Annotated in this window: 26 protein-coding genes and 1 tRNA gene; 13 read left to right on the forward strand and 14 right to left on the reverse strand. The window is 38.2% G+C overall.

Features of this window, described 5'->3' with window-relative positions; all coding sequences use genetic code 11:
• Nucleotides 1-156: 156 nt before the first annotated feature.
• Nucleotides 157-636, forward strand: a complete 480-nt coding sequence (locus AC58DT_RS01670) for a ferritin-like domain-containing protein (protein WP_497215038.1) — start codon at nt 157-159, stop codon at nt 634-636.
• A gap of 99 nt (nt 637-735) precedes the next feature.
• Here AC58DT_RS01670 and AC58DT_RS01675 read toward each other — a convergent pair whose 3' ends face one another.
• Together AC58DT_RS01675 and AC58DT_RS01680 are read right to left on the reverse strand one after the other, a co-directional pair.
• Complete coding sequence (locus AC58DT_RS01675; protein WP_497215039.1) at nt 736-1,743, reverse strand: T9SS type A sorting domain-containing protein; 1,008 nt, start codon at nt 1,741-1,743, stop codon at nt 736-738.
• A gap of 201 nt (nt 1,744-1,944) precedes the next feature.
• Complete coding sequence (locus AC58DT_RS01680; protein ID WP_497215041.1) at nt 1,945-3,327, reverse strand: MBL fold metallo-hydrolase; 1,383 nt, start codon at nt 3,325-3,327, stop codon at nt 1,945-1,947.
• A 141-nt stretch (nt 3,328-3,468) separates the two neighbouring features.
• On the opposite strand from AC58DT_RS01680, the gene AC58DT_RS01685 reads away from it, so the two are divergent.
• Together AC58DT_RS01685 and AC58DT_RS01690 are read left to right on the forward strand one after the other, a co-directional pair.
• Complete coding sequence (locus tag AC58DT_RS01685) at nt 3,469-3,801, forward strand: hypothetical protein (protein WP_497215042.1); 333 nt, start codon at nt 3,469-3,471, stop codon at nt 3,799-3,801.
• Between the two features lie 17 nt (nt 3,802-3,818).
• Nucleotides 3,819-4,823: a M28 family metallopeptidase gene (locus tag AC58DT_RS01690; RefSeq protein ID WP_497215043.1), complete on the forward strand. Its 1,005-nt coding sequence runs from the start codon at nt 3,819-3,821 to the stop codon at nt 4,821-4,823.
• Nucleotides 4,824-4,909: 86 nt separating this feature from the next.
• Here the strand turns inward: AC58DT_RS01690 and AC58DT_RS01695 are convergent.
• From AC58DT_RS01695 to AC58DT_RS01705, 3 genes are all read right to left on the reverse strand, one after another.
• Nucleotides 4,910-4,985, reverse strand: a tRNA-His gene (locus tag AC58DT_RS01695).
• Nucleotides 4,986-5,073: 88 nt separating this feature from the next.
• Nucleotides 5,074-5,790 carry a bacillithiol biosynthesis deacetylase BshB1 gene (gene bshB1 / locus AC58DT_RS01700; RefSeq protein WP_497215045.1) on the reverse strand — a complete coding sequence of 239 codons (717 nt, stop codon included), beginning with the start codon at nt 5,788-5,790 and terminating at the stop codon, nt 5,074-5,076.
• Between the two features lie 10 nt (nt 5,791-5,800).
• On the reverse strand, nt 5,801-6,967 hold the full coding sequence (locus tag AC58DT_RS01705; protein WP_497215047.1) for a trans-sulfuration enzyme family protein: 1,167 nt from the start codon (nt 6,965-6,967) through the stop codon (nt 5,801-5,803).
• Between the two features lie 219 nt (nt 6,968-7,186).
• Here AC58DT_RS01705 and hutI point away from each other — a divergent pair, with 219 nt between their 5' ends.
• The 4 genes from hutI (at nt 7,187) to AC58DT_RS01725 (ending at nt 12,903) form a co-directional block, all read left to right on the forward strand.
• On the forward strand, nt 7,187-8,425 hold the full coding sequence (gene hutI / locus AC58DT_RS01710) for an imidazolonepropionase (protein ID WP_497215049.1): 1,239 nt from the start codon (nt 7,187-7,189) through the stop codon (nt 8,423-8,425).
• Entirely contained in the window at nt 8,422-9,423 is a 1,002-nt protein-coding gene (locus tag AC58DT_RS01715) for a formimidoylglutamase (RefSeq protein ID WP_497215050.1), read from the forward strand. The genes hutI and AC58DT_RS01715 overlap by 4 nt, the downstream gene beginning before the upstream one ends.
• A 61-nt stretch (nt 9,424-9,484) precedes the next feature.
• Nucleotides 9,485-10,285, forward strand: coding sequence for an MBL fold metallo-hydrolase (locus AC58DT_RS01720; protein ID WP_497215051.1), 801 nt, complete (start codon nt 9,485-9,487; stop codon nt 10,283-10,285).
• 65 nt (nt 10,286-10,350) lie between these two features.
• Nucleotides 10,351-12,903 carry a T9SS type A sorting domain-containing protein gene (locus tag AC58DT_RS01725; RefSeq protein WP_497215052.1) on the forward strand — a complete coding sequence of 851 codons (2,553 nt, stop codon included), beginning with the start codon at nt 10,351-10,353 and terminating at the stop codon, nt 12,901-12,903.
• Between the two features lie 66 nt (nt 12,904-12,969).
• Here AC58DT_RS01725 and AC58DT_RS01730 read toward each other — a convergent pair whose 3' ends face one another.
• Genes AC58DT_RS01730 through AC58DT_RS01740 form a run of 3 tightly spaced genes read right to left on the reverse strand, consistent with a single transcriptional unit; the run spans nt 12,970 to nt 15,344 of the window.
• Nucleotides 12,970-13,413, reverse strand: coding sequence for a hypothetical protein (locus AC58DT_RS01730; protein ID WP_497215053.1), 444 nt, complete (start codon nt 13,411-13,413; stop codon nt 12,970-12,972).
• A 3-nt stretch (nt 13,414-13,416) separates the two neighbouring features.
• Entirely contained in the window at nt 13,417-15,108 is a 1,692-nt protein-coding gene (gene ettA / locus AC58DT_RS01735; protein WP_497215054.1) for an energy-dependent translational throttle protein EttA, read from the reverse strand.
• Between the two features lie 53 nt (nt 15,109-15,161).
• The gene (locus AC58DT_RS01740; RefSeq protein ID WP_068761345.1) at nt 15,162-15,344 is read right to left on the reverse strand and encodes a CAL67264 family membrane protein; all 183 of its coding nucleotides are present in this window, start codon (nt 15,342-15,344) and stop codon (nt 15,162-15,164) included.
• Nucleotides 15,345-15,571: 227 nt separating this feature from the next.
• On the opposite strand from AC58DT_RS01740, the gene AC58DT_RS01745 reads away from it, so the two are divergent.
• Together AC58DT_RS01745 and AC58DT_RS01750 are read left to right on the forward strand one after the other, a co-directional pair.
• Nucleotides 15,572-17,215 carry an acyl-CoA carboxylase subunit beta gene (locus tag AC58DT_RS01745; RefSeq protein ID WP_497215055.1) on the forward strand — a complete coding sequence of 548 codons (1,644 nt, stop codon included), beginning with the start codon at nt 15,572-15,574 and terminating at the stop codon, nt 17,213-17,215.
• Nucleotides 17,216-17,300: 85 nt separating this feature from the next.
• On the forward strand, nt 17,301-17,798 hold the full coding sequence (locus AC58DT_RS01750) for a hypothetical protein (protein ID WP_497215056.1): 498 nt from the start codon (nt 17,301-17,303) through the stop codon (nt 17,796-17,798).
• 40 nt (nt 17,799-17,838) lie between these two features.
• On the opposite strand, the gene AC58DT_RS01755 is transcribed toward AC58DT_RS01750, so the two are convergent.
• From AC58DT_RS01755 to menA, 5 genes are read right to left on the reverse strand one after another with little or no spacing between them, the layout of a single operon-like run.
• Nucleotides 17,839-18,894 carry an AMP-binding protein gene (locus AC58DT_RS01755; protein ID WP_497215057.1) on the reverse strand — a complete coding sequence of 352 codons (1,056 nt, stop codon included), beginning with the start codon at nt 18,892-18,894 and terminating at the stop codon, nt 17,839-17,841.
• Complete coding sequence (locus tag AC58DT_RS01760; RefSeq protein ID WP_497215058.1) at nt 18,894-19,865, reverse strand: CPBP family intramembrane glutamic endopeptidase; 972 nt, start codon at nt 19,863-19,865, stop codon at nt 18,894-18,896. The genes AC58DT_RS01755 and AC58DT_RS01760 overlap by 1 nt, the downstream gene beginning before the upstream one ends.
• Nucleotides 19,866-19,901: 36 nt before the next feature.
• Complete coding sequence (locus tag AC58DT_RS01765; protein WP_497215059.1) at nt 19,902-20,945, reverse strand: o-succinylbenzoate synthase; 1,044 nt, start codon at nt 20,943-20,945, stop codon at nt 19,902-19,904.
• Between the two features lie 38 nt (nt 20,946-20,983).
• Nucleotides 20,984-21,664, reverse strand: a complete 681-nt coding sequence (locus AC58DT_RS01770; protein WP_497215060.1) for a metal-dependent hydrolase — start codon at nt 21,662-21,664, stop codon at nt 20,984-20,986.
• A gap of 13 nt (nt 21,665-21,677) precedes the next feature.
• Complete coding sequence (gene menA, locus AC58DT_RS01775) at nt 21,678-22,583, reverse strand: 1,4-dihydroxy-2-naphthoate octaprenyltransferase (protein ID WP_497215061.1); 906 nt, start codon at nt 22,581-22,583, stop codon at nt 21,678-21,680.
• A gap of 129 nt (nt 22,584-22,712) precedes the next feature.
• Between menA and AC58DT_RS01780 the strand changes: the two genes are divergently transcribed.
• Nucleotides 22,713-23,090, forward strand: coding sequence for a DoxX family protein (locus AC58DT_RS01780; RefSeq protein WP_497215062.1), 378 nt, complete (start codon nt 22,713-22,715; stop codon nt 23,088-23,090).
• Nucleotides 23,091-23,175: 85 nt separating this feature from the next.
• On the opposite strand, the gene holA is transcribed toward AC58DT_RS01780, so the two are convergent.
• Complete coding sequence (holA, locus tag AC58DT_RS01785; RefSeq protein WP_497215063.1) at nt 23,176-24,180, reverse strand: DNA polymerase III subunit delta; 1,005 nt, start codon at nt 24,178-24,180, stop codon at nt 23,176-23,178.
• Nucleotides 24,181-24,285: 105 nt separating this feature from the next.
• Between holA and AC58DT_RS01790 the strand changes: the two genes are divergently transcribed.
• From AC58DT_RS01790 to AC58DT_RS01800, 3 genes are all read left to right on the forward strand, one after another.
• Complete coding sequence (locus AC58DT_RS01790) at nt 24,286-24,729, forward strand: type I restriction enzyme HsdR N-terminal domain-containing protein (RefSeq protein ID WP_497215064.1); 444 nt, start codon at nt 24,286-24,288, stop codon at nt 24,727-24,729.
• A 38-nt stretch (nt 24,730-24,767) separates the two neighbouring features.
• Nucleotides 24,768-25,760, forward strand: coding sequence for a glycosyltransferase family 2 protein (locus AC58DT_RS01795; RefSeq protein ID WP_497215065.1), 993 nt, complete (start codon nt 24,768-24,770; stop codon nt 25,758-25,760).
• 106 nt (nt 25,761-25,866) lie between these two features.
• Nucleotides 25,867-26,727, forward strand: a complete 861-nt coding sequence (locus AC58DT_RS01800) for an OmpA/MotB family protein (RefSeq protein WP_497215066.1) — start codon at nt 25,867-25,869, stop codon at nt 26,725-26,727.
• The last annotated feature ends 10 nt before the right edge of the window (nt 26,728-26,737 follow it).

A 26,737-nucleotide genomic window follows, 5' to 3' on the forward strand; every position in this document is an offset into this window, starting at 1 on the left:
CAACCTTTCTCTTTAATATTTTTTTATAAGTTTTCACAAGATGTAATTCCTTAATGGGTTTAAAAATTTTCGTTAAACACTTCTCAATTGTGAAAATGATAAGAAGTTTTCTTTAAGATGAAAATTATCTTTAGTGAAATTTAAAACGAAAAAACTATGAAAACTACACACGAAAAAGCAAAAGAGCACAATCACGAAAAGTTGGTTGATAATCTACAGGAGCTTTTAGAAAAAAATTATGATGCCGAAAAAGGTTTTACCAAGGCAATGAAAGACGCAAAAAACAATAATTTAAAAAAGTTTTTACAACAACAAGCTTTACAGCGCAATAGATTTGCAACTGAACTTGATCAACAAATTAGAAACCTAAATGAAACACCTAAAGAAAGCGGAAGCTTTACGGGTGATCTTCATAGAACTTGGATAGACATTAAAAGTGCAGTTGCAGGTAATACTGATGAAGCAGTATTGGAAGAGTGCATAAGGGGTGAAAAGGCAAGTTGGAATGAATATGAAAAAAAATTAAAAGAAAATAATTTTCCTCCTACAATTTCTAATGTACTTCAAAAACAGGCATCAGAAATCCATACAACACTTAACAGTGTAAAAACATTGGAAGATCTTGCCGATGATTAATAATTTTTAATCTAATCTTTGAAAAAGAAAAATGGTAAGGAAAAAGCCCTGGAATATTAAATTCACAGGGCTTTTCAATTTAACAGAAGTTTGTCTTTATTAATTTTTGACAAATTTCTTACTAACCACTACGTTATTTCCGTCAAATATTGTAAGGTTGTAAACACCTTCACTAAGATAATTTACATCAATTGAATTATCAATATTTATTGCATTGTTTGAAACAATACGTCCGAGCATATCTGTTATCGCTACAGAAAATTGACTTAAATCTACTCCGGAAGCACTACTAATATTGATTCTTTCGGTAGCAGGGTTTGGATAAATTGCAAATTGTGAAGAATCAAATTCAGAGACACTTAATGGCACAGATGGAAGTGCCAACAAAGCACCACCAGCAGGACTGGCCACATATAGTCCAAAACCTGGACCATTTGAATTTTGTGAAGGATCTAAAAATCCTGATGCCAACACAGTCAGTGCAGCTCCGTCAAGACCCAAAGTTGCCAATGGCGCTTGGTATCGTGCTACAGTTACAGTGCCAGTGGCATCTGTAATATCAAGCACGTAATCTGCAGTTGGAAGTTCTAAATAGCCCTGAAATTCTGTATATGAAATATCATCTACAACAGTTCCAGCTCCCACACCAGTTTCAACAACATCTACGGTCGGGGCATCAGTCGAACCATGATGTACGAGTACATCTACATTTGCAGGGTCTGCTGCCATTTCACGCGCCATTGGAAATACTTGCAAACTTAGTGGCGGAGCTGGATTGTAACCCGTTGGGCTTACTATTCCGTCGGCAACCACGATATACTTCTCATCGGCAGTAAGTGTAACTGGAACAGTTAATAGTACATCGCCTACGCCAGTACTATTTCCTGGAGCAATCCCAATATTTATTTCAACACCTGCAGGTAAATCTAAAAAGGGAGTTGCTGTTCTAAAGGCAAAATCGTCTAATGCTAAATCAGAATTGATATAAACATCTACTTCTGCTGCAGCCGCATCGGCTGAGTTGTGTATTACTTGTACACGAGCTGTTTGTGCAAATAAACTACCTGTAAATAAGGCAATTGTGAGAATTAGTAATAATTTTTTCATAATATATAGAGTTTTTAGTTCGAAGTAAAACTAATAAATAAAATATTTTGTTTAATCTTTTTTCTGAAAAGTTTAACAGAATATATTTATGTATTGATTTTCAATGACTTAAAAACTCAACAAAAACACATATAACAGAAATATACTATAAAAAAAACCCTCATATTGATGAGGGTCTATTATAAAGACTATGCTTTAAAATTATGAAACTGGGATACCTGCGTTTTTAATTGCTGCAAAACCGCCAGCAACATTTACAACATTATGAATACCCCTACTTTTTAAAATTGATGCGGCAATTACAGAGCGATATCCACCAGCGCAATATAAATAACTCTTTTCTTTTTCTGGGAATGCTTTTAAGTATTGATTCAGAAATGCCAAAGGAGTGTGTTCTGCAGAAGACAAACGTCCATTGGAATATTCCCCATCATTTCGTACATCAAAGACATTGATATTGCTTTCCAATTTTTCTTTGAATGTTTCGGCTGCGATAGATTCCAGGGTATCTATTTCCTTTCCGGCTTCTTTCCAGGCGTCTATTCCTCCCAGTAAATAACCCAATGTTCTATCAAAACCCACTCTTGATAATCTGGTAACGGCCTCTTCCTCCCTTCCCGGAGAAACAACTAAAAGTATTTTTTGTTCTACGTCTGCCAAAAGCGCACCGACCCACGGGGCAAATCCGCCATCCAATCCAATAAAAATAGACCGGGGAATATGGCCGTCTATAAATTCAACCTGATTGCGCACATCCAAAACGATCGCACCGGTTTCATTCGCTATTCTTTCGAAAGTTTCGGGATCAAGAGGGGTTATACCCCGTGAAATTACTTCATCAAAAGCAGTGTAGCCCTCTCGATTCATTTTAACATTCATAGGAAAATATAATGGGGGCGGTGCCAAACCTTCGGTAACTTCCTTTATAAATTCTTCCCGCGTCATATCGGCACGTAGGGCGTAATTCATTCTCTTTTGATTGCCCAAGGTGTCCACGGTTTCTTTCATCATATTTTTTCCACAGGCCGAACCCGCGCCGTGGGCCGGATAAACAATTACATCATCTGCCAAGGGCATAATTTTATTCCGAAGGCTATCAAATAGAATATCCGCAAGGTCTTCTTGCGTTATTTCATCACTTTTTTGGGCAAGGTCGGGACGGCCCACATCTCCCAAAAAAAGTGTGTCACCACTAAAAATTGCATAATCTTTACCATTTTCATCTTTTAACAAATAAGTGGTGCTTTCCATAGTGTGTCCCGGAGTGTGAAGGGCGGTTATGGTAACATTCCCCAATTTATACACCTCTTCATCTTTTGCCACAATTGCATCAAAGGAAGGATTGGCGTGCGGACCAAAAATTATAGAGGCTCCGGTTTGTTCGGCAAGGGTTAAATGCCCACTCACGAAATCTGCATGGAAATGGGTCTCAAAAATATATTTGATTTTAGCATTATCATTTTTTGCACGCTCCAGATAAGGATTGGTTTCACGCAAAGGGTCTATAATAGCTGCCTCTCCAGCGCTTTCAATATAGTACGCTCCATGCGATAGGCATCCGGTATAAATTTGTTCGACCTTCATTCTTTCTGTTTTTCGCAAATATAAGCATTGTAATTTCTAAAGTTTAAGTGAAAATATTCAAAGTGTCATTTTTCACAAATAATTTGCATTAAGCCTTAGAACTTATTTTATCTTTACCCATTAACCTTATAAAAGTGTCTTATGAAAAAATTAATGTTAGTTATGATTTCATTGTTTGTTCTTTCTTGCGCTACGGAAAACAAACAAGAAGAAGTGGTCCGCGAGTTGGCAAAAAAAGATGCCATTGAAAAATTACAGTTGCCAGAGGGCACAAAGTTTAACGATGAAAACATTGAAGTAACGGAAACAAAAAATGAAGAGGGTTCCCTTGGTGTAACTTATTTAGTGAAAGTAACTATAAAATCTCAAGATAGAGAAGGCAACGAAGTTATAAAAACCCACACCTTCAATTATAAAAAAACGGGTGAAAGTGGTTCGAACGCCACAGATTATGAACTTACCTCTTTTGAATAACCATTCGTACCCATTTTATGAAAATATTATTTATCGCAATCTTTTCGACATTAACTTTTTCGTGTAATTCTGCGCAAAACACGACTAACCCAAAAAAGAAAAATGTTGAATACGCAAATTCCATTAACGCACAAGACCTTAAAAAGCATTTATATATTTATGCAGGTGACGAAATGGAAGGCAGAATGACGGGCTCCAAAGGCCAAAAAATGGCTGTGGAATATATCCGCAACTTTTATAAAAAAGAAGGAATTGCCGCTGCTCCAGGAACTACTGATTATTTTCAGGAAGTTCCTCAAAGCTATTTCGCAGGAAAAAGAGAGCCACGGTCTTCTGAAAATGTAGTCGCTTTTATAAAAGGCTCAGAAAAACCTGAAGAAATAATAGTGATTTCTGCACATTTGGACCATGTGGGCATGGACAAAGAAGGAAATGTTTTTAATGGAGCGGATGACGATGGTAGTGGAACTGTTTCTATCCTCGAAATTGCACAAGCATTTCAACAGGCTGTAAAAGATGGATATCCGCCAAAAAGATCAATTCTTTTTCTGCACGTAACAGGTGAGGAAATCGGCCTGTATGGCTCGCGGTATTATACCGAAAACCCATTGTTCCCTTTGGAAAACACCGTGTGCAATCTCAATATTGACATGATTGGCAGGATTGATCCTGAAAAAAAAGAAAACCCCAATTATATTTATTTGATAGGAAGTAACAAGTTAAGCCAGGAATTGCAGGATATTTCTTCGGAAGTGAATGAAAAATATACCCAATTGGAATTGGATTACAAATATGACGATCCAGATGACCCAAACCGTTTTTACTACCGAAGCGACCATTATAACTTTGCTAAAAATAATGTTCCAATTATATTTTACTTCAACGGGGTCCACGAAGATTATCACAAAATAACGGACACTCCCGATAAAATAGAATATGATTTGATGGCAAAACGCGCCCAATTGATCTTTTACACCGCTTGGGAAGTCGCCAATCGAGAAAACAGAATAGTTATAGATTAAAGGTAGAATTTAAAAGCAATTCTAAGAATCAATAAAACCTTCGGTAAACGAAAAAATCCTCCCTTTTTGGGGAGGATTTTATTTTCGGGTGGAAGACCGGGTTCGAACCGGCGACCTCCTGAACCACAATCAGGCGCTCTAACCAGCTGAGCTACAACCACCATTTATTGTGCATTAAAACACAACTTCGCTAAGCGGACGCAAATATAAATCAATTATAACGGTTGCGCAATACTCTTATTGAAGAAAATTAAATTAAATCGAAAATTGAATTTACCGCAGGATATCGTTCAACAGTGAAACCTTCTCCGAATTCGGTGCCTATCAATCTTCCCAAATCCTGCGCTCTGTATGTTATGCTATCCCTAAAATTGGTTGAGGAGATTGGCGTTTCCGGTTCATCTGCTTCCTTTTTGTGAAACTGACTTTTATAGGCAAAAACGGCTTCCAGTTTTTTCTCCAAAAAACCCGTTACATCTACCACAAAATCGGGTTCAATATTTTTCCATTGAATATAATGGTAAACGTGCTTTGGCCGCCATGCCTTTTGATGATTGCCGTCCTGTATCGTTTCAATTTTCTGCAAGCCACTCAAAAAACACGCATCGCTGGCAAGCTTGCTGGCTTTTCCGTGATCAATGTGACGGTCGTCTATGGCGTTACAAAGAACGATTTCTGGTTGATATTTTCTAATGATTTTAATTATTTCAAGTTGTGATGCAGCATTATTAACCAAAAAACCATCAGAGAATTCAAGGTTATGCCGAAGCTTTACTCCTAAAATTTCTGCCGCGTTTGCAGCCTCTTCATCGCGAATTTCAGCTGTGCCTCGGGTTCCAAGTTCGCCTCGTGTAAGGTCTAAAATCCCAACTTTTTTTCCGTTGCTTATTTCCTTTGCCAAAGTTGCCGAACATCCCAATTCCACATCATCCGGGTGTGCGCCTATAGCAAGTATATCAATTTTCATAAAATCTGTTTTAAATTTTTTCCATTTTTGAAACGCTTTGAAAAGCACCTTCCAAATCAGCAATAATATCTTCAGTTTCCTCAATTCCCACTGAAAAACGCAGCAAACCATCGTTTATATTTTGACGTTTCCTCTCTTCCGCAGAAAGTAGCGCGTGCGAAGTTTTTGTAGGCGAAAGAATGGTAGATTCCACTCCCGCCAAACTCATTGATGGTTTTATAATTTGCAGTGCTTTTAAAAAATCATCAACATTTAATGATTCTTTTATTTCAAAAGAAAGCATTCCTGTGTAGCCGCTCATTTGCTTTTTTGCAAGCTCGTGATCGGGATGGCTTTTTAGGCCTGGATAGTAAACTTTTTCAACCAACGGATGTTTATCAAGCCATTTCGCCATTTTTTTGGCGTTCTTGTTTTGGGCTTTAACGCGAAGAACCATTGTTTTCATACTGCGTTCTAAAAGCCAAACTGTATAATCGCTCAAGCTTCCGCCCAAATTTTTAGCAAGGTTCCAAATTATTTTTATGTCTTCTTCACTTGCGGCAACCGCGCCAGCCAAAATATCACTATGTCCACCCATATATTTCGTGGCGCTGTGAATCATAATATCAATTCCGAAATCGGCCGGGGTCTGATTTACTGGGGAAGCAAAGGTATTGTCTATCATCGTTACAATTCCGCGAGATTTTGCCAATTTTGAAATCATCTCCAAATCGGTTATTCGCATCAATGGATTTGAAGGTGTCTCAACAAAAATCACTTTGGTGTTCTTCTGAATTTTTTCAGAAAAATCAGCTTCGGAAAAACCTTCAGCAAAGGAATATTCTATTCCGAATTTATGAAACTCTTCAACCACAAAATTATAGGTGCCGCCATACAATGTCTGCGGAAGCACAACGTGATCTCCTTTATGCAAAAAAGCCAACATTGTAGTGCTCACAGCTGCCATTCCACTTCCGAAAATTAGCGCGGATTCACATTTTTCAAGCATCGCTATTTTTTTGGAAAGTGCCTCTTGATTCGGCGTGTTGAAATATCGTGGGTATCTCTTCACATCAACATCTTCATAAGCATAGCTGCTGGACATATACAAAGGCGAAACAGCGCCTTTAAACTGTTTGTCCTCAACCTCGCCAACGTGTGTACAGATGGTGTTAATTCCTATATTTTTTGATTTCATTCTATAAAATTTTTCAAGGTGCTTAAAGGTATAAATAACTGGGAAGAAAATACCAGATTTCAAAAATCAAATCCCAAATAAATCTCATATTGGAAATTTTAAAGCAACCATTTTCAATATTGGTTTTTTAGGATTTGCTTTTTAATTGGAATTTGGGATTTCAGTATTGGGATTTTCTTTTCCTATCTTTATAAAAATTTTTGCTCTTAAATTATTATAATGAAATTACTGCTCACACATATAAAAGAATTGCTCCAAGTCCGTGAAAACTGTCCCGAAAAGTTAAGCGGAAAAGAAATGAAAGAACTCCCAACAATAAAAAACGCCTGGGTTTTTATAAATCACGGAGTAATTGAAGATTATGGAACAATGGACAAAATGGGGCCACATCAAGGTTTTAAAACTTTGGATTGCAGTGGGAAAATAGTGCTGCCAGCGTGGTGCGATAGTCACAGCCACATTGTTTACGCTGGAAATCGGGAACAGGAATTTGTAGATAGAATTAACGGTTTAAGCTACCAAGAAATCGCTGAAAAAGGTGGTGGAATTGTGAACAGTGCAAAAAAATTGCAAGAAACTTCGGAAGAGGATTTATATCATCAATCCGCCGCACGTTTGGAGGAAGTGATGCGTCTCGGAACGGGTGCTATAGAAATAAAAAGTGGTTATGGACTTACGACTGACGCAGAATTGAAAATGCTTCGGGTGGCGAAAAAGCTTTCCGAAGAATACCCCATTACAATCAAAACTACATTTTTGGGAGCGCACGCAATTCCAACGGAATATAAAGGTAATAAAGATGGTTATCTGGATTTGTTGTGCAACGAAATGCTTCCAAAAATTGCGGAAGAAAAGCTCGCTGACTACGTGGACATTTTCTGCGAAGAGGGTTATTTTTCGGTTACAGATATGGAACGGATTCTTTCCGAAGGGAAAAAACACAACCTAATTCCAAAAGTTCACGTAAACCAATTCAACAGTATTGGCGGAATTGCAGCCGCAGTAAAACACAACGCTTTAAGCGTGGACCATTTGGAAGTTTTGACCGATGAAGATTTGGAAGCATTGAAAAACAGTAAAACTATGCCGGTGGCACTTCCCTCCTGCTCTTACTTTTTGAGCATTCCATATACACCAGGCAGAAAAATTATTGATGCAGGTTTGCCATTGGCGCTCGCCACAGATTACAACCCAGGTTCCACGCCCAGCGGCAATATGAATTTTGTAGTTGCAACAGCCTGTATAAAAATGAGACTCACGCCAGAAGAAGCCATAAACGCAGCAACCGTGAATGGCGCATACGCAATGGGCTTGAGCAAAACCCACGGCAGCATTACAAGGGGTAAAAAGGCCAACCTCATCATTACAAAACCAGTTCCGTCCTATGGCTATTTGCCGTATGCTTTCGGCAGTAATTTGATCGATTCTGTAATCATTAATGGCAAAGAAGTGAAATGAGTTTACTGAAAATTTATTCTGAAAAAAATGTAGCTTCTTTCCTAAAAAAAAGAGCTGGGGAAACCAAATTTGGTGAAAAAGTAAACTTTGTTGAAACGCTCGAAGATATAAAAAATCACCCTGCAAAATATGTACTTTTAGGAATTCCCGAAGATATTGGCGTTCGTGCAAATTATGGAAATCCCGGAACTTCAAAAGCTTGGGAAGCTGCTTTGGGAAGTCTTTTGAATATTCAGCACAACCATTTAACGAATCCTGAAAATGTGATTCTTTTGGGAGAAATAGACTGCGACACTCAAATGAAACAGGCGGAAAATATTTCCAAAGAAGAAAATCATTACGCCGAAGAACTAGGCGAATTAGTTACCCAAATTGACCATAAAGTTTCTGAAATTATAAAAACAGTTGTTGAAGCTGGCAAATTCCCAATAATCATTGGTGGCGGGCACAACAACAGTTTTGGAAATTTAAAAGGAACTTCAGAAGCCTTGCAAAAACCCATAAATTGCGTCAATTTTGATGCGCATACAGATTTTCGTGCTTTAGAGCATAGACACAGCGGCAATGGGTTTTCGTATGCTTTTGAGGAAGGTTTCTTGGATAAATATTTTATCTTCGGACTTCATAGAAATTATACTTCGGAAGCGGTTTTCAATACAATCGAAAAAAATTCAGAAAGAGTAAAATTCAACCTTTTTGAAGATATTTCTGTAAAACAAAAACTGTCTTTTTCCGATGCAATGAAAGATTCTGAAAATTTCTGCTGCAAAAATAACTTTGGAATTGAGCTGGATATGGACGCTATAGAATTTATGGGCAGCAGTGCCATTTCACCCAGCGGATTTACTTTGACTGAGGCCCGACAATTTGTTTCTTATTTTTCAAAAATTGAGAATGCTAGCTATCTTCACATTTGTGAAGGATCGCCTTCTGCAGGAATTTTTACGAATCAAGTGGGTAAGGCAATTGCTTATTTGGTGAGCGATGTTATTTCTTAAAAAAAATGCAAAAGAACTCAGCAACTATTTCTTTCTTAGTATCTTCAAAAAAAACACTTAAATGAAACAATTTACTTTTCTACTAATTTTAACAATTGCATTTACAGCTTGCAAAAACACTTCAGAAAAAACCGAAACCGAAGCAATAATTGATACTCCTATGGAAGAAGTTGATGGCGGGGAAGCCGCAACTGAAAAGGGTTTTACCATAAACCCTATAGAGCACGCCAGTATGGTTCTCAATTGGGATGGAACCATAATTTATGTAGATCCTGTGGGCGGAAAAGAAGCATTTTCTGATTATACAGAACCAGATATGGTTTTGGTTACAGACATCCACGGTGACCATATGGATATCTCCACACTTGAAGCTATTGCTACTTATAAAACCGTGATTTTTGCACCAAAAGCTGTTTTTGATAAAATGCCCGAAAGCCTTGAAAACAAAACGAATGTAATCGCGAATGGACAAATGAGTGAGGATTTTGAAATGACAATTGAGGCAATCCCAATGTATAATCTTCGTCCCGAAGCTTTAAAGTTTCATGAAAAAGGAAGAGGAAATGGTTACGTTCTTGAAAGAAATGGAAAACGTATTTACATTTCCGGCGACACCGAAGATATTCCCGAAATGCGAAACCTTAAAAACATAGACATTGCTTTCGTTTGTATGAATCTCCCCTATACAATGACTGTTGAAAAAGCTGCGGAAGCGGTTTTGGCTTTCAAACCAAAAACAGTTTACCCATATCATTATCGTGGCACGGAAGGTTTAAGCGATGTTTCAAAATTCAAATCTTTAGTTGGAGCAGGAAATCCTGATATTAAGGTTACTCAATTGGATTGGTATCCAAAAAAATAATAACGATATTTACAATAACGAACTAAATTGTATTCTTTTAAAACCCAAATTCTAAAACGCCATTGATGAAAAACTACAAACCACGCCTTAACTTAATTGCACTTATAGCATTTTCCGCGCTACTATTTATTGGATGCAAAAACAATTCTGAAGAAAATTCCGAAGAAAAAGAAATTGGAAAGATGGAATATCCAGCAGAATGGATGTACAACCAACGCGCTTATCCAAATAACTACATAAACAAAGAAGCTTATAAAGAAGCCATTCTGCAATCAAAACAAATTCTTGCCAATAGATCTCCCGAGCAAGCTGGGGAATGGACTTTTATCGGACCATTGAACACTGGTGGACGCGTTACAGATGTTGCGATTTCACCAGATAACGATGACCATCTTTATGTGGCTACGGCAACGGGAGGAATTTTCAGAAGCTACGATGGCGGTACAAACTGGACTTCTATTTTTGATGAAGTAACCAAACCGTCTATTGGAGATATCGCTATTTCACAATCAAATCCACAAAGAATTTATGCAGGAACCGGGGAAGCAAACGGAAGCGCAACAGACGGAGCCTATTTTGGCGATGGAATCTACCGAAGTGATGACGCTGGCGATACTTGGACAAACGTCGGTCTTCCCGAAAGCAACCACATAGGCCGAATTGTAGTTGACCCCACAAATCCCGATCGTGTTTTTGCTGCTGCTACTGGGGAATTGTATGGTAAAAATGTGGAAAGAGGAATTTATAGAACAACTAACGGCGGAACAAATTGGGAAAAAGTATTATTTGTAACAGACTCAACTGCTGCAATAGATGTGGCTATGAATGTTGCAAATACAAACATCATTTATGCCGCAATGTGGGAGCGTACTCGTAAACCTTGGCAACGGGATTATGGCGGAGTAACTTCAGCGATTCATAGATCGATGGATGGCGGAACTACTTGGACAGAGCTCGGTGCTGCCAACGGCTTACCTGCTCCAAATGCACAAACAGGAAGAATAGGCATCGCGGTTTCAGAATCAGATCCTTCAACGGTTTATGCACGTTTTACAACTAATGAAATTACCAATGAATTCAATGGCCTTTACAAATCAACAGACAATGGCGATAACTGGACCCTAGTAACATCGGCAGGAGCTTTGAGTGGGATAGACGCAAACTTTGGCTGGTACTTTGGAAACGTTCGCGTAAACCCAACAAATTCATCCGAAGTTTATATTGTAGGATTCGACATTGCGAAATCTACCAATAGCGGTTCGTCTTGGAATACGCTGAACGGAATGCACGTTGATCATCACGCGTTAGATTTTTCACGAACAAACAGCAGTTTTATGCTCGCCGGAAACGATGGTGGGGCATATATTTCCAATAACGGCGGAAACAGTTGGACGCATTTTGAAAATCTTCCGATTACCCAATTCTACAACATAGAAGTTGATTATCAGCATCCTGAAAGACTTTATGGGGGAACTCAGGATAACAATACAATACGCACACTCACAGGTAGTGCAAATGATTGGAATTCTATTATTGGGGGTGATGGTTTTCACGTAAATGTTGACCCAATTGATAATAATTATGTTTATGGCGAATCGCAATATGGAAACCTTCGTCGTTCAACAAATGGAGGAACATCTTTTCAAAATGGAACTAACGGAATAAGCGGAAGTGATCGTGTTAACTGGAATACCCCTGTGATTCTTTCGCCGTTCAATCCAGAAATGATGTTTTACGGAAGTAACAAATTATACACCTCTAGTAGAGCGGTTTCTTGGACCGCAATTAGCCCAGATTTAACAGACGGCCTTCACCCAAGCGGTTCTTTGGCTTTTGGAACGCTTACTGCAATTGCAGCATCCTATAATAATCTAGATGTAATTTACACTGGAAGCGATGACGGAAACGTGAACGTAACGTTTGACGGCGGAACAACTTGGACGGACGTAAGCGCAGGCTTGCCAGATCAATATATCACTTCCATCGCAATGGTTCCGAGTGATGATATGATTGCTTATGTTACCGTTTCCGGGTTTAAATATTTAGATTACACGCCGCGTGTATTCAAAACCACTGACGGTGGACAAAATTGGACAGATATTTCATCCAATCTTCCTAATATTCCTGTAAACGATATTATTACCTATCCAGCTGAGAATATACTATTCGTGGCAACAGATTTAAACGTTTGGTATTCCAAAAATGATGGTGTCAATTGGACTATTTTAGGAAACAATCTTCCGTATACTGTGATTATGGATTTAAAATTCCACGAACCCACCAAAACGCTTTATGCGGGAACTTTTGGAAGGGGAATGCACAGTTATGACGTGAGTGATATTTTAAATGTGGGTGAGAATGAATTGGCTTCAGATTCCATCAAAATTTATCCAAATCCTGCGACTTCAGAATTTACTATTTCGCAAAATCTTTCTGCGGAAGGAACGGTTCAACTTTATGATATTTCGGGGAAAAAAATAAAGAATTTATTCAGCGGAAATTTTGGAACAAATAAAAATATCACAGTAAAAACAAATGGAATTGCGGCGGGAATTTATTTAGTGAAAGTGAATAGCGGAAAACAATCTGTTACGAAGAAATTAGTAATCAATAAATAAAATGATTTAGAAATAAAAAAACCCGATTCAAGAATTGAATCGGGTTTTTAGTTTAAAACTTAATTTTTATTGCTTTTCACAAACCAAACCCCACATTGAAAGGGTGTGTTTGTCAGTATTTATTTTAACAATTTTATCACTAATAATTTGAATACCCTGGTCCTTTCTTGAATCAAAAACTCCATTTGCTACAAAATCCGGATGGGTAAAAGTTAATGTTTTCCAACCGTCAGTTTCAGTAGAAGTATAGTTTCCTTTATAAACCAATTTTACTGGATCATCCTGCCCTACCGGCGCTTCTAGGGTTTTGAAGTTTAACTGAAAGGATCCATTCTTTTTTAAATAAAGCTTTACCTCTGCAACATCATTTCCCAAGCTTTCATAAGCAACATTTGCATCCTTTTCATTTACAACTTCTTTTGAATCTTTTGAAGCATCAATCACATTTTTCTTACTTCCGCAGGAAGAGATGGTTATTACCAATAAAAGTATCAATATATTTTTCCACATAAATTATCGTATCAATTTTTTGTATTTGATTCGTTTTGGCATTAAATCGCCACCCAAACGTTTCTTTTTATTTTCTTCGTAATCACTGAAACCGCCCTCAAAATAATACACTTCACTATTTCCTTCGAAAGAAAGAATGTGCGTACAGATTCTATCCAAAAACCAACGGTCGTGACTAATTACCACGGCGCAACCCGCAAAGTTTTCAAGACCTTCTTCCAAAGCTCGAAGTGTGTTTACGTCCAAATCGTTTGTTGGCTCATCCAGCAAAAGCACGTTTCCTTCTTCCTTTAAAGTCATCGCCAAATGCAAACGGTTTCGTTCCCCACCGGAAAGCATCGAAACTTTTTTGTTTTGCTCACTTCCGCTGAAGTTGAAACGGCTCAAATATGCCCGGGAATTTACTTGCCTGCCTCCCATCATAATCAATTCCTGGCTATCACTGAAGTTTTCCCAAATGGTTTTGTCAGGGTTTATATTGGAATGCGCTTGGTCAACGTAGGCAATTTTTGCAGTTTCGCCCACTTCAAAAGTTCCTTTATCCGGCGTTTCCTCGCCCATAATCATTTTGAAGATAGTGGTTTTACCGGCACCGTTCGGGCCGATAATCCCAACAATTCCCGCTTGCGGAAGTTTGAAGTTCAAATCCTCATAAAGTAATTTATCGCCAAAAGCTTTTGAAACTCCTTTCGCTTCAATAACATTTGTTCCCAAACGTGGACCGTTCGGGATGTATATTTCCAACTTTTCGTCGAGTTGTTTTTGATCTTGACTTAAAAGTTTATCGTAATTCTGTAAACGCGCCTTTTGTTTTGTCTGTCTTCCTTTTGCTCCTTGACGAACCCACTCAAGCTCTCGCTCCAAAGTTTTTTGACGCTTTCCAGCGGTTTTCTGTTCCTGCGCCAAACGTTTCGATTTTTGATCCAACCAAGACGAGTAATTCCCTTTCCAAGGAATGCCTTCTCCCCTGTCCAATTCCAAAATCCAACCTGCAACGTTATCCAAGAAATATCTATCGTGGGTTACGGCAATCACCGTTCCTTTGTATTCTGAAAGGTGATGTTCCAGCCAATGCACGCTTTCCGCATCCAAGTGGTTTGTTGGCTCATCAAGCAGCAACACATCTGGTTCTTTAAGAAGTAATCTGCAAAGCGCAACCCTTCTTTTTTCGCCCCCAGAAAGTACGCTGATTAGTTTATCTGGCTCGGGCGTACGCAGCGCATCCATTGCAATTTCAAGCTTAGTGTCCAATTCCCAAGCGTTTGTAGCGTCTATTTTATCTTGGAGCTTGGCTTGCTTTTCCATCAATTCGTCCATTTTTGCCGGGTTTTCATAAACCTCGGGCAAACCGAACATATCGTTTATTTTGTTGTATTCGTCAAGAATATCAACTACTTCCTGCACGCCTTCCTTTACTACTTCCAAAACTGTTTTGGTTTCGTCCAATTTTGGTTCTTGTTCAAGATAGCCAACTGTATAGCCTGGCGCGAAAACTACATCGCCTTGATAGTTTTTTTCTTCGCCTGCAATAATTCGCAATAAAGTGGATTTACCACTTCCGTTAAGACCAAGAATACCAATTTTGGCACCGTAAAAGAAGCTTAAATATATATTTTTAAGGACTGGAGTCTGGGCACTTTGATAGGTTTTGGTCAACCCAGACATTGAAAAAATTACTTTTTTATCGTCGGACATTTCGAGTATTAATTAAGGTTTTTGTAGAAAATTTTATTTTGTAGAATTGGTTTTTATACCCTTCCTTTTAAAGCATTAAAAACCCAAGCAATGGCGAAGAAGCCAATACCTACGGCAGCAAACCCCCATCCAGCAACATCGTCATAGCGGAAGGCGCCCATCCCAATGAGTACGACCCCTACAACAATCATAATAAACGTGGCCCAGGCAAGTACAGTGTTTTTATTCATTCCCATAATTTATTTTTGTTTTGTTGATTTTTTTCAAGTCGCAAATTTACGAGCAAAAACAAATATCGGTATTATAAAATAGATTTTCGTTAACAAAATGTCATAGTTTTTAAAGGAGTTAGCGAAAAGTAAATTGCTAATAGTTTTAATAAATCAGCTTTCAACTTTAAACTTTGAACTTTCAACCCAAAACTTTGAAGCATTTTGTATTTTAGCGCAAATATACTTTTTAGATGGATTTAAACTTCAACAAAAACGAAGATCACAATAAACTGCTGGTTTCTGATTTAAGAAATAGACTGGCAAAAATAAAACTAGGCGGCGGGCAAAAACGTATTGACAAACAACATAGCCAAGGCAAACTTACTGCCCGAGAGCGCATAGCTTATTTATTGGATGAAAAAAAACCAAGTATTGAAATCGGCGCTTTTGCTGGGGATGGAATGTATGAGGAACAAGGCGGTGCCCCCAGTGGTGGTGTGGTTGTAAAAATTGGTTATGTGAAAGGAAAACAGTGCATAGTTGTGGCGAATGACGCTACCGTGAAAGCGGGCGCTTGGTTTCCTATAACTGCGAAAAAGAATCTTCGCGCGCAGGAAATTTCCATTGAAAACCGTTTGCCTATAATTTATTTGGTGGATAGCGCTGGCGTTTATTTGCCTATGCAGGATGAAATTTTCCCCGATAAGGAACACTTCGGAAGGATTTTTAGAAACAATGCCGTAATGAGCAGTATGGGCATCACCCAGATTGCAGCGGTGATGGGCAGTTGCGTTGCTGGCGGCGCGTATCTTCCAATTATGAGTGACGAGGCTTTGATTGTTGACAAAACCGGAAGTATTTTTCTTGCTGGAAGTTATTTGGTAAAAGCCGCCATTGGCGAAAGCATTGATAACGAAGAATTAGGGGGCGCGACAACGCATTGCGAAGTTAGTGGCGTTACCGATTACAAAGCAAAAGACGACAAAGATGCTTTGGATAAAATAAAAAATATAGTCTCCAAAATTGGCGATTTTGACAAAGCTGGTTTCAACAGAGAAAAGTCTTTAAAGCCAAAGGAAAAACAAGAAGACATCTACGGAATTCTTCCAAAATCTCGCGCTGAACAATACGATATGCGGGAAATTATAAAACGCCTTGTGGACGATAGCGATTTTGAAGAATACAAAGAAGGCTACGGACAAACAATATTAACGGGCTATGCACGAATAGAAGGTTGGGCCGTTGGAATTATTGCCAATCAGCGTACTTTGGTAAAAACCACAAAAGCCAAAACTAAGCCGAGCGAAATGCAATTTGGCGGCGTGATTTATAGCGATAGCGCTGATAAAGCAACTCGATTTATTGCAAATTGCAACCAAAAGAAAATTCCGTTGGTATTTTTACAGGATGTTACCGGTTTTATGGTTGGCAGCAAAAGCGAGCACGGGGGGATTATAAAGGATGGAGCAAAAATGGTGAATGCCGTTAGCAATAGCGTTGTTCCAAAATTTACAATTGTTATTGGAAATAGTTATGGCGCAGGAAATTATGCAATGTGCGGAAAAGCTTACGATCCGCGATTGATTGTGGCGTGGCCAAGCGCTGAACTTGCGGTTATGAGTGGAAACAGCGCTGCAAAAGTGTTGCTTCAAATTGAAACTGCTTCGCTTAAAAAACAGGGAAAAGAAATTTCCGAAGAGGAAGAAACTGAACTTTACAACAAAATAAAAGCACGTTACGACCGACAAATTTCGCCATATTACGCAGCTTCCAGAATTTGGACAGATGCCGTAATTGATCCATTGGACACCCGAAAATGGATTTCTATGGGAATAGAAGCTGCAAACCACGCGCCTATTGAAAAGCCTTTTAATATGGGCGTAATTCAGGTTTAGAATTAAAGAGCAATAAATCATAATTAATTGATTTTGATTACATTTGGTTTATAGAGCAATTTAATAATCTTTAAACCAACTCATTATGGAACTCAACTCTACCACACTCCGCAAAATGGGCTGGCGTTGTTTCGCACTTATGTGGATTCCGTTTATTACATTATTTGTAGGTATGTGGGGAATGCCAGCAGGTTCCTATAGTTTTGACGAAATACCAAAACTTACGCAGTATTCGCTTATTGCACTGTCAATTTTTTTTGCACTTACCTTCATCTTTTTCATTAGCTCTGTAGTAACTACATCCACCACTAAAAACAAATTGCTAAAAAGAGGAAAAGAAGCACCTGCTAAAATAATCAGCGTTTATGAAACCGGAACCACCGTTAACAATTCGTATATGGTAGGTTTTGAACTGGAAGTAATACCCAAAAATGCTCCAAAATTCAATACCACGAGTGAGCAGCTCATTTCACGTTTGCGTATCCATGAGTTTGAAGTGGGAAACAATGTACTGGTGGCTTATGATCCTAAAACTCATGCAGCAATCATTCTTGGCGAAATTGAAGGAAAATTGACCGTTTAGTCTGAATAGAATGAATTGATTTTAAAACACAGTATTTGTTTTATATTGTTTCCAAAGTTGCCGCTCGTAGTATCTTCCCGGTTTCCGTATAAATAAATTGGGGCGTAGTATAAACTTTTTTGGGTTTCTCGTAAGTTGAAAGCATTTCAAAAGTTTCAGAATAATCTTCCAATTGTAATTGCTTTTCACTTTCAATTATCAGAATAACACGTTCCCCAAGAGCTTCATCCTTTTCAGAGGCTATAAAAAATGGTTGGTTTATATGAAGCGAAAGCTTTTCTTCCAAAATTTCGGGATGCACTTTTATGCCCCCCGTATTAATTACATTGTCAATCCTTCCTAAAAATTTAAAGGAAGTTGGTGAAATAAGCTCCACAACATCATTAGTCAAAACGGTTTCTTCTGAAATTTCGGGAGCGTGAATTTGAAGGCAATTATTTTCGTTCTGTGTAAAGTTCACTTTTGGAAGCGCCATAAAAACGGAAGATTTTTCAATTCCGTTTAATGGACGTACTGCAATATGGCTGATGGTTTCCGTCATTCCGTAGGTCGCAGAAATTTTAGCTGAAACTTCCTGAAGCTGTTTTTCCAATTTCCGTGACACTGCCCCGCCACCTATAATTAGCTTTTTCACTTTGTGCAAATCTGCCAAAGAATGAAAAACCTGATAGGGAACCATTGCCGTAAAATCGAAGTTATCTTCAAAACTTTCAAAAGGATTTTTTTCAGGGGCAACGGTATGTAAATCCCAACCAGCCGTCATTGCTCGCACAAGCATCATTTTTCCTGCAATATATTCCGAAGAAAGGCAGAGTAATGCTTTGGTATTCTCTTTTAAATCAAAATAATTCACAGTAGCTTCAGCACTGTTGAAAACATGTTTTTTTTGAAGTTTTAATTTCTTTGGAATCCCCGTGGAACCGGACGTTTTTACGGTAATAAAATTATTTTCATCCAGCCATTCCAAAATAAATTTTCCAATAGCCGGTTCATCATTCTTTTCTTTTTCAACTAAATGATTCGCCCGTTCCTTTAACCCTTCAGCAGAAGAAAACGCTTCGCCATTTAATTTGAAATTGGAGTGCAGCAGCTTCACTATTCAACAAATGTTTGGTTTTGAGTATTTTTATCTGAAATATTAATTGGCTCTTCCACTTTTCCGAAGAGCTTTCCGCTCCAATCGGTCCATTTGTAACGCAACGCCATAATTAGTAGAAAGATAGGATATAAAATAAGTACGGGCGCAATTACATCAAAGCCTGCGGAAGGTTCAGAAATATCTTTTAAAACGGAATTGGTTTTAAAAACCGTCCAATCTGCGGTCACCAAAAGTGCTGCAATTAAATTGTTACCGGCGTGAAAACCAAGGGCGAGCTCCATGCCTTCGTCCATCAACGTCATAATTCCGAGAAAGAAACCGGTCCCGATATAATAAATCATTATTATATTCCCAAGTTTGTCAACCTCTGGATTTGCCATATGAAGCGCTCCAAATATCACAGATGTAACAATCAATGGCAACCATCTGTTTTTTGTTAAAACGCCAATTCCCTGCATTAAATAACCACGGAAAAGATATTCCTCAAAACTGGTCTGCAACGGAATCATGATTACTGCAATTACTGCAAGAATAATAAATGGCACCAAATCGAACTGCAAAACATAGTTCTCTGGATTGTTATAAAAATCTAAGCTTGTAACAACAATGGTTGTTATGGCAATAAGTGCAAAGCCAAAAAAGACTCGCCCCCAATCCGTTTTTTTTCTTGACGTAGTAAGTGCAACAAACGGTTGTTTGTGCAAAAATTTCACCACAAGATAAACCCCTAACAAACCTATGGCAAAACTGAGCAGCATCAAAAACAGGGTGAGATTCGAGTCTAAAACGGTCATCATCACATTTGGATCCTGAATGGACTCTATATTTCCACCTTCTGCCATTACTTTAAACATTACTGCAATTAATAGTGGAATAGAGCCTAACTGACTGGCAAGAAAAATAATGATAAAACCTACCAAATAGCGCCACCATTCGTGCAGGGATTTAAAGGCTTGTTGTATGTACATTTTGGGTTTTTAAATTATAAAATAAGTTGTTCAAATTTAAATCTGAAAATTCCAATTAACAGATGGATTGTAATGCAACTCACCATTTGAAACTTCCAGCGGACTATCAATATTATTTGTGTAAAGGCTGCCCGTGCCCAAACCTTGCGGCAATTTACTGTTTTTTGTGAAGGTATATTGCGAAATGGCGTTTAAACCCACATTGCTTTCCAAAGCGGAAGTAATCCACCAACCTGCCTTATGATTTTCTGCTAGTTTTATCCAAGTATCGCATCCGCGGAAACCGCCAATCAATGAGGGTTTTAAGATTATAAATTGTGGTTTTATGGTGTCCAAAAGTATGTTCTTTTTTTCTTCGGAAAAAACACCGATTAATTCTTCATCCAAAGCGATCGGTAATGGAGTTTCCTCACAAAGTCTTGCCATTTCCTGCCATTGGCCTTGTTTAATGGGCTGCTCTATGGAATGTAATTGCAAATCTGAAAGCACTTTTAGTTTTTCCAAAGCTTCTTTTTGGGAAAATGCACCGTTAGCATCAACGCGCAATTCTACTTCTGAAGCGGAAAATTCCTTTCGGATTGATTTCAAAAGTTCAATTTCAGTTTTGAAATCGATTGCGCCAATTTTCATTTTTATACAAGTAAAACCCTGTTTCAGTTTTTCTGAAATCTGTTGTTTCATAAAACTTTTATCGCCCATCCAAACCAAACCGTTTATTGGGATTGAAGCTTCTCCACGCGAAAATTCCGAAGGAAATAATTCGAAAGGATTTTTTGAGCGCAAAGACTTGAAAGCTGTTTCAATCCCAAATTGTATCGAGGGAAATTCCTGTAATGCTTCGTATAAATCTGCTTCACTAACGCCCAGCTCCACGTTTTCACAAACCCCTGCAAGTTCTTCTTCGTAATCGGGGCGATCGTCCACACTCAATCCACGGAGCAGACCGCACTCGCCCACTCCGAAACTTTCTTCAGTTTTGAGAGTAAGAAAATAGGTTTCTTTTGAATTCATAACGCCTCGGGAAGTGCCGCTTGGGCGTTTGAAGTTTAGGAGGTATTTTTTATATGAAGCTGTAAGCATTTAAAAACCCTTCGACTGCGCTCAGGGTGATATTTGGTTTATAATTCAATAGATTCTCCAATTTCCAAAAGCATCAAATCTTTATTGGCATCATAAAATTTACGTTTTGCCTCTTCGTGGTCTATTTCAATGTATCCGAAAGTATCGTAATGCACGCCCAAAACCTTATCGCACTGCACAAAATCGCTAGCAATAATTGCATCATCAATTCCCATTGTGAAATTATCGCCTATGGGTAGAATTGCCAAATCCAGCTTTGTATGCATTGGGATGAGCTTCATATCCATAGTTAAGGCTGTATCGCCGGCAATGTAAATGTTTTTATGTTCGCCCTCAATCACAAAACCGCCTGGTTGACCGCCATAGCTGCCATCGGGAAAAGAACTTGTATGGTGTGCAATCACATATTTCACTTTTCCAAACTCAAACTTCCAGCTTCCACCGTGGTTCATTGGGTGAACTTCAATGCCTTTTGCTTCGTAATGATTTGCAATTTCAAAATTACTGACTATTATTGCTCCTGTTCTTCTTGCAATTGCCGCAGCATCGAGTGTGTGGTCTTGGTGTGCGTGGGTTAAAAGGATATAATCTGCTTTTAAATCGTTGATGTCAATTTTGTCTTTTGCAAGATCGTTTCCCGTAATAAAGGGATCTACCAGAATGTGCTTTCCCTTAATTTCAATACCAAGACTGTTCTGTCCGTAAAATGTAATTTTCATAACTGTTTTTTTATCACATAAATATACTAAACAAGATTGCAAACAAAAAAGTGCTTAAGGCAACCTTTTTCAATTCGCCGTCGAGAAGCCTTGGCACTGTGTTCTTAAAAACAGTCTTTATGTTTAATAGAAAAGGAATAAAAGCGATAAAGTATAAAAATTGCCACGGCTCACGATAATTTAAGGCCGTATAGACAATTGCGCAAGCCATTCCGAAAAGCAATAAAAAAGCATGGTACTTTTTTGCTTTCTGTATTCCCAGTTTTACAACCAGCGTGTTTTTATTGGCAGCTGTATCGCTTTCAATATCGCGCATATTATTTAAGTTTAGCACTGCTGTGCTAAAACATCCAATCGCAATTGCGGGTAACAATAAAAGCCAATTTAAATTATGGGTGAATAAATAATAACTTCCCAAAACGCTCAACAATCCAAAAAACAGAAACACAAAAACATCTCCCAAGCCCGAATAGCCATAAGCTTTTTTACCAACGGTGTATTTAACCGCAGCGATTATTGAAACAATAGTGAGGTTGAAAAAAATAAAGGAAATGATGAAGTTTTCGTTTCCGAAAGCGATAAAAATTAAAAAGGTAGCGAGAAAAAAAGTTATAACTCCCGTAACAATCATCCCGATTTTCATCTGTTTGGGTGAAATAATACCCGATGCAACCATGCGTTTTTCGCCCTGTCTTTTGGCATCGGTGCCGCGTATGCCATCGCCGTAATCGTTAGCAAAATTGGAAAGCACTTGAAAACCTATGGTAACCAATATTGCGAGCCAGAAAAGGCTGGATTGCCAAATGCCTGATTCTCCTAGATTTGTAGTTCCTAAGGAAGCCCCAACTATTATTCCAGAAACCGAAAGCGGCAATGTTCGCAATCTCGCCGCGGCAAACCAAGCTTTAATTTTTTTCATTCACATATTTTTTGAAGCCCAAAAATACGTTTTAAAAAGGGCTGCGCCAATTTTTTGAAATGAAGGTTATTGCTAAATGTGAATGAAATGTTTTCTATATTCGCTTTTCTAAAATTTAAAAGGACAGAAATGAACAACACGACCAATTATAATTTAGGATTACTGCTGCTTCGCGTGGGCTTTGGTGGAATGATGCTTACCCACGGAGTGCCCAAACTTTTAAAAATGCTATCGGGCGATTTTTCATTTGGAGACCCCATTGGCATTGGCGAAACCGCTACCTTAATTTTAGCCGTGCTATGCGAAGTGCTTTTTCCCCTACTTGTAATTATTGGTTTTAAGACGAGGTTAACCGCAATTCCCGTGATAGTAACAATGGCGGTGGCAGCATTTGTGGTTCATGCGGCAGATCCGTTAGCAACTAAGGAAAAAGCAATTCTTTTTTTAGTTGGTTTTATTGCGATAGCACTTTTGGGAGCTGGGAAGTATTCTGTAGATAGGAGATAGTTGATTGTTGATTGTTGATTTTTGATTGTTGATTGTTGATTGTTGATTGTTGATTGTTGATTGTTGATTGTAAAATAATACTACCTCAATTAAAAATCTTCACCAACAATTCCTTTAGCAAATCGCCCTGCGGAAGATTTGCGGCACCTACGCCTTTACTTTTCATATCCACTTCACGAATTGCAGCTATAATGGCACTAACCTTTTTCATCGGATAGTTTCGTGCTGCGGTTTGATAATCTTTTATGAAATAAGGGTTCACACCTAACGCCTTTGCAGCATCGCCTTTGTTGGCGAGTGCATGATATTTCAGCAATTTTGAAAAGAAACTGTACAACAAAGCTACCGTCATCACTAACGGATTGTTTTTGGGGTTTTGCGAAAAATATTGAATGATTGCAAAAGCCTTTTTTATATCTTTTTCTCCAATAGCATTTTGAAGTTCAAAATTGTTGAAATCCTTACTGATACCTATATTTTCCTCAATAATTTGAGGTGTAATCTGCTCGCCAGGTTTTAGGATTAATTGCAGTTTTTCAAGCTCGTTGTTTACTTTGCTCAAATCATTCCCAAGAAATTCTACCAACATTTGCGCGGCCTTTGGGGTAATTGTATAGCCTTTTCCTGCCAGCACACGTTTAATCCAATCGGGAACCTGGTTTTCATAGAGTTTTTTGCTCTCAAAAACAACGCCTGTTTTGGCAATCTCCTTAGCCAATTTTTTGCGTTTATCCAAGGTTTTATATTTGTAGCAAAGCACCAAAACGGTTGTGGGCTGCGGATCCTTAGCATAAGGCACCAACTTTTCGATGGTGCGCGAAAGGTCCTGCGCTTCTTTTACAATTACCACCTGTTTTTCCGCCATCATTGGGTAACGTTTGGCGTTGCTAATGATATCTTCTACAGAAACATCACGGCCGTAAAGCAACATTTGGTTGAAGCCTTTTTCCTCTTCACTCAAAACGTTTTCCTCAATATATTTCGAAATACCGTCAATGTAATACGGCTCCTCGCCCATCAAAAAATAAATGGGTTTTGTGTTTCCGTTTTTAATATCGTTAATAATGGTTTTTACTTTGTCGAGCGGCATGGAAAAGTTTTTGTTGCTTGTTGTTTGTTGTTTGTTGCTTTTTGAAAATTGAGATTTATTTGGAATTTGGTGCTTGAAATTTGGAATTTAATAGATATTTGTTTTATGCAAAAACTCAACTTCCCCGAATATTCCTTTCGCTTCAAAAGTAGCGAAAATAAAACGTTGGTTTTTGATGAAATCCGAAAAAAATTTGTGGTGCTCACACCCGAGGAATGGGTTCGGTTGCACGTGGTCCAATTTCTTCTAAAAGAAAAAAACTATCCCAAAAGCCTTATAAATGTTGAGAAACAGCTAAAACTCAACAATACTGTAAAACGATATGATGTGGTCGTTTTCAATAATGACGGCAGCATTTTCTTGATTGTGGAGTGCAAAGCGCCTTCCGTAGCAATCACTCAGCAAACATTTGACCAAATTGCACGGTACAATCTCGCTCTACAAGCTGAATATTTAATGGTCAGCAACGGTTTGGAACATTATTATTGCCAAATGGATTTTGAAAATGAACAGTATATTTTTCTGAAAGATATTCCAAATTATAAATAAGTCCTGAAAAAACACTTCAAAAATCTATCTTTACACCCGTGAAAGTAGCTGTAGTAATCTTAAATTGGAACGGAAAGGATTTGCTGGAAAGATTTCTGCCATCTGTAGTGAAATTTTCTTCCGAAGCCACTGTGTATATTGCCGATAATGCTTCCACAGATAATTCTGTCGCATTTGTTTCAGAATTTTTTTCAACGGTAAAAATCATTCAAAACAAAGAAAATGGTGGTTATGCAAAAGGTTACAATGATGCTTTAAAAAACCTCTCCGAAGATATTTTCATTCTATTGAATAGCGATGTGGAAGTGACCGAAAATTGGTTGCAGCCAGTAGTTTCTGAATTTGAAAAAGATTCCTCCGTTGTTGCCGCTCAGCCTAAAATTCTGGATTACAAAAACAAAGAATACTTCGAATATGCCGGTGCTGCTGGCGGTTTTATTGACAAATACGGCTACCCCTATTGCCGTGGAAGAATTTTCAATACCTTGGAAAAAGATATGGGTCAGTACGACGATGTTTCACAAATATTTTGGGCTTCCGGGGCATGCCTCTTCGTAAAAGCAGAAGCTTTTTGGCAGGCTGGCGCGCTGGATGAAGACTATTTTGCGCACCAAGAGGAAATTGACCTTTGCTGGCGACTTCAATCAAAAGGCGGAAAAATAGTTTATGTGGGAGCTTCGAAAGTTTACCACGTTGGCGGGGCAACCCTTGCGGCATTGAACCCGAAAAAGACTTTCTATAATTTTAGGAATTCGCTTTTAAATCTTCTTAAAAACACCGTAGGAACAAAAGCTTTCACGGCCTTGCTTGCACGAATGCTCTTGGACGGGGTGGCAGCTTTTCAATTTTTAATTCAAGATAAACCGAAACATTTCTTTGCAATTTTAAAAGCACATCTAAGCTTTTATGCATTGCTACCAAAATTTCTTAGAAAGAGGAAGGTGTTTTCTTCAACTTTAAAGTATTACACCTTAAAATCTATTGTATTTCAGTACTTTATAAATAACAAAAAAAAATTTAACCGACTTTAGTTTATTTTACTTAAAGTATTGTTAATCGTTTTTTGAGCGACTGCTATTTTAATAATTTTGGTTCAGAATATTTGAACAAACAATCTAATATAACACTTAACAAATTATGAAAAAACTATTGATTCTAGCAGTATGTTCAAGTTTAGCTTTTACTTCTTGCGTTTCCAAGAAAAAATATGCGGAACTTGAAGCAAAACAACAAAACACTCAGGATTTGCTTAATACGGCAACTGTAAAGCTTAATGACTGTCTTACCGAAAGAGCAGCAGCAACAGCCCGCGCTAAACAACTTGAAGAGCGTTTGGCAGATATGAAAAAGACCAACGAAGACCTCATTCAAAGTTCAAAAGAACTTACCATGTTGACTTCAAAAGGGGCTACCAATCTTGAGAAATCTTTGGAAAGCCTAAAAGAAAAAGACCTGAAAATTACCCGTTTGCAAGATGCGCTTAACAAAAAAGATAGTGTTACCCTTGCACTCGTTACCAGTCTTAAAAGAGAAGTTGGTGTAAACGACCCAGACATTGAGGTAAATGTTGAAAAAGGAGTGGTTTACATTTCACTTTCAGACAAAGTAATTTTCAAGAGCGGAAGCTACCAAATTTCAAACAGAGCTAGTGAAATCTTAGGGAAAGTTGCTAAAGTAATCAATGGTAAGCCAGAGTTTGAGGCTATGGTTGAAGGCCACACAGATAACGTTCCGTACAGCAATGGATTGTTGCTTGACAACTGGGATTTAAGTGTAAAAAGAGCTACCGCAATTGTACGCGAACTGCAAAAATTAGGTGTAGCACCATCTCGTTTGGTTGCAGCCGGTCGTGCAGATTACGTGCCGTTGGTTCCAAACACCACTGCTGAAAACAGAGCTACCAACAGACGTACACGTATTTTGGTACTTCCTAAAATCGATCAATTCTATGATATGATTGAAAAAGAAATGAAAAACTTAGAAGCCGGAGGAAACTAATTTCCAAAAA

This window comes from Aequorivita sp. CRS11 (genome assembly GCF_059693805.1).

What these genes read in the sequence shown, in the direction of transcription:
- AC58DT_RS01670 (WP_497215038.1), top strand. Translation starts at nt 157, where the DNA reads ATGAAAACTACACACGAAAAAGCAAAAGAGCACAATCACGAAAAGTTG.
- AC58DT_RS01675 (WP_497215039.1), bottom strand. Translation starts at nt 1,743, where the DNA reads ATGAAAAAATTATTACTAATTCTCACAATTGCCTTATTTACAGGTAGT.
- AC58DT_RS01680 (WP_497215041.1), bottom strand. Translation starts at nt 3,327, where the DNA reads ATGAAGGTCGAACAAATTTATACCGGATGCCTATCGCATGGAGCGTAC.
- AC58DT_RS01685 (WP_497215042.1), top strand. Translation starts at nt 3,469, where the DNA reads ATGAAAAAATTAATGTTAGTTATGATTTCATTGTTTGTTCTTTCTTGC.
- AC58DT_RS01690 (WP_497215043.1), top strand. Translation starts at nt 3,819, where the DNA reads ATGAAAATATTATTTATCGCAATCTTTTCGACATTAACTTTTTCGTGT.
- bshB1 (WP_497215045.1), bottom strand. Translation starts at nt 5,790, where the DNA reads ATGAAAATTGATATACTTGCTATAGGCGCACACCCGGATGATGTGGAA.
- AC58DT_RS01705 (WP_497215047.1), bottom strand. Translation starts at nt 6,967, where the DNA reads ATGAAATCAAAAAATATAGGAATTAACACCATCTGTACACACGTTGGC.
- hutI (WP_497215049.1), top strand. Translation starts at nt 7,187, where the DNA reads ATGAAATTACTGCTCACACATATAAAAGAATTGCTCCAAGTCCGTGAA.
- AC58DT_RS01715 (WP_497215050.1), top strand. Translation starts at nt 8,422, where the DNA reads ATGAGTTTACTGAAAATTTATTCTGAAAAAAATGTAGCTTCTTTCCTA.
- AC58DT_RS01720 (WP_497215051.1), top strand. Translation starts at nt 9,485, where the DNA reads ATGAAACAATTTACTTTTCTACTAATTTTAACAATTGCATTTACAGCT.
- AC58DT_RS01725 (WP_497215052.1), top strand. Translation starts at nt 10,351, where the DNA reads ATGAAAAACTACAAACCACGCCTTAACTTAATTGCACTTATAGCATTT.
- AC58DT_RS01730 (WP_497215053.1), bottom strand. Translation starts at nt 13,413, where the DNA reads ATGTGGAAAAATATATTGATACTTTTATTGGTAATAACCATCTCTTCC.
- ettA (WP_497215054.1), bottom strand. Translation starts at nt 15,108, where the DNA reads ATGTCCGACGATAAAAAAGTAATTTTTTCAATGTCTGGGTTGACCAAA.
- AC58DT_RS01740 (WP_068761345.1), bottom strand. Translation starts at nt 15,344, where the DNA reads ATGGGAATGAATAAAAACACTGTACTTGCCTGGGCCACGTTTATTATG.
- AC58DT_RS01745 (WP_497215055.1), top strand. Translation starts at nt 15,572, where the DNA reads ATGGATTTAAACTTCAACAAAAACGAAGATCACAATAAACTGCTGGTT.
- AC58DT_RS01750 (WP_497215056.1), top strand. Translation starts at nt 17,301, where the DNA reads ATGGAACTCAACTCTACCACACTCCGCAAAATGGGCTGGCGTTGTTTC.
- AC58DT_RS01760 (WP_497215058.1), bottom strand. Translation starts at nt 19,865, where the DNA reads ATGTACATACAACAAGCCTTTAAATCCCTGCACGAATGGTGGCGCTAT.
- AC58DT_RS01765 (WP_497215059.1), bottom strand. Translation starts at nt 20,945, where the DNA reads ATGCTTACAGCTTCATATAAAAAATACCTCCTAAACTTCAAACGCCCA.
- AC58DT_RS01770 (WP_497215060.1), bottom strand. Translation starts at nt 21,664, where the DNA reads ATGAAAATTACATTTTACGGACAGAACAGTCTTGGTATTGAAATTAAG.
- menA (WP_497215061.1), bottom strand. Translation starts at nt 22,583, where the DNA reads ATGAAAAAAATTAAAGCTTGGTTTGCCGCGGCGAGATTGCGAACATTG.
- AC58DT_RS01780 (WP_497215062.1), top strand. Translation starts at nt 22,713, where the DNA reads ATGAACAACACGACCAATTATAATTTAGGATTACTGCTGCTTCGCGTG.
- holA (WP_497215063.1), bottom strand. Translation starts at nt 24,180, where the DNA reads ATGCCGCTCGACAAAGTAAAAACCATTATTAACGATATTAAAAACGGA.
- AC58DT_RS01790 (WP_497215064.1), top strand. Translation starts at nt 24,286, where the DNA reads ATGCAAAAACTCAACTTCCCCGAATATTCCTTTCGCTTCAAAAGTAGC.
- AC58DT_RS01800 (WP_497215066.1), top strand. Translation starts at nt 25,867, where the DNA reads ATGAAAAAACTATTGATTCTAGCAGTATGTTCAAGTTTAGCTTTTACT.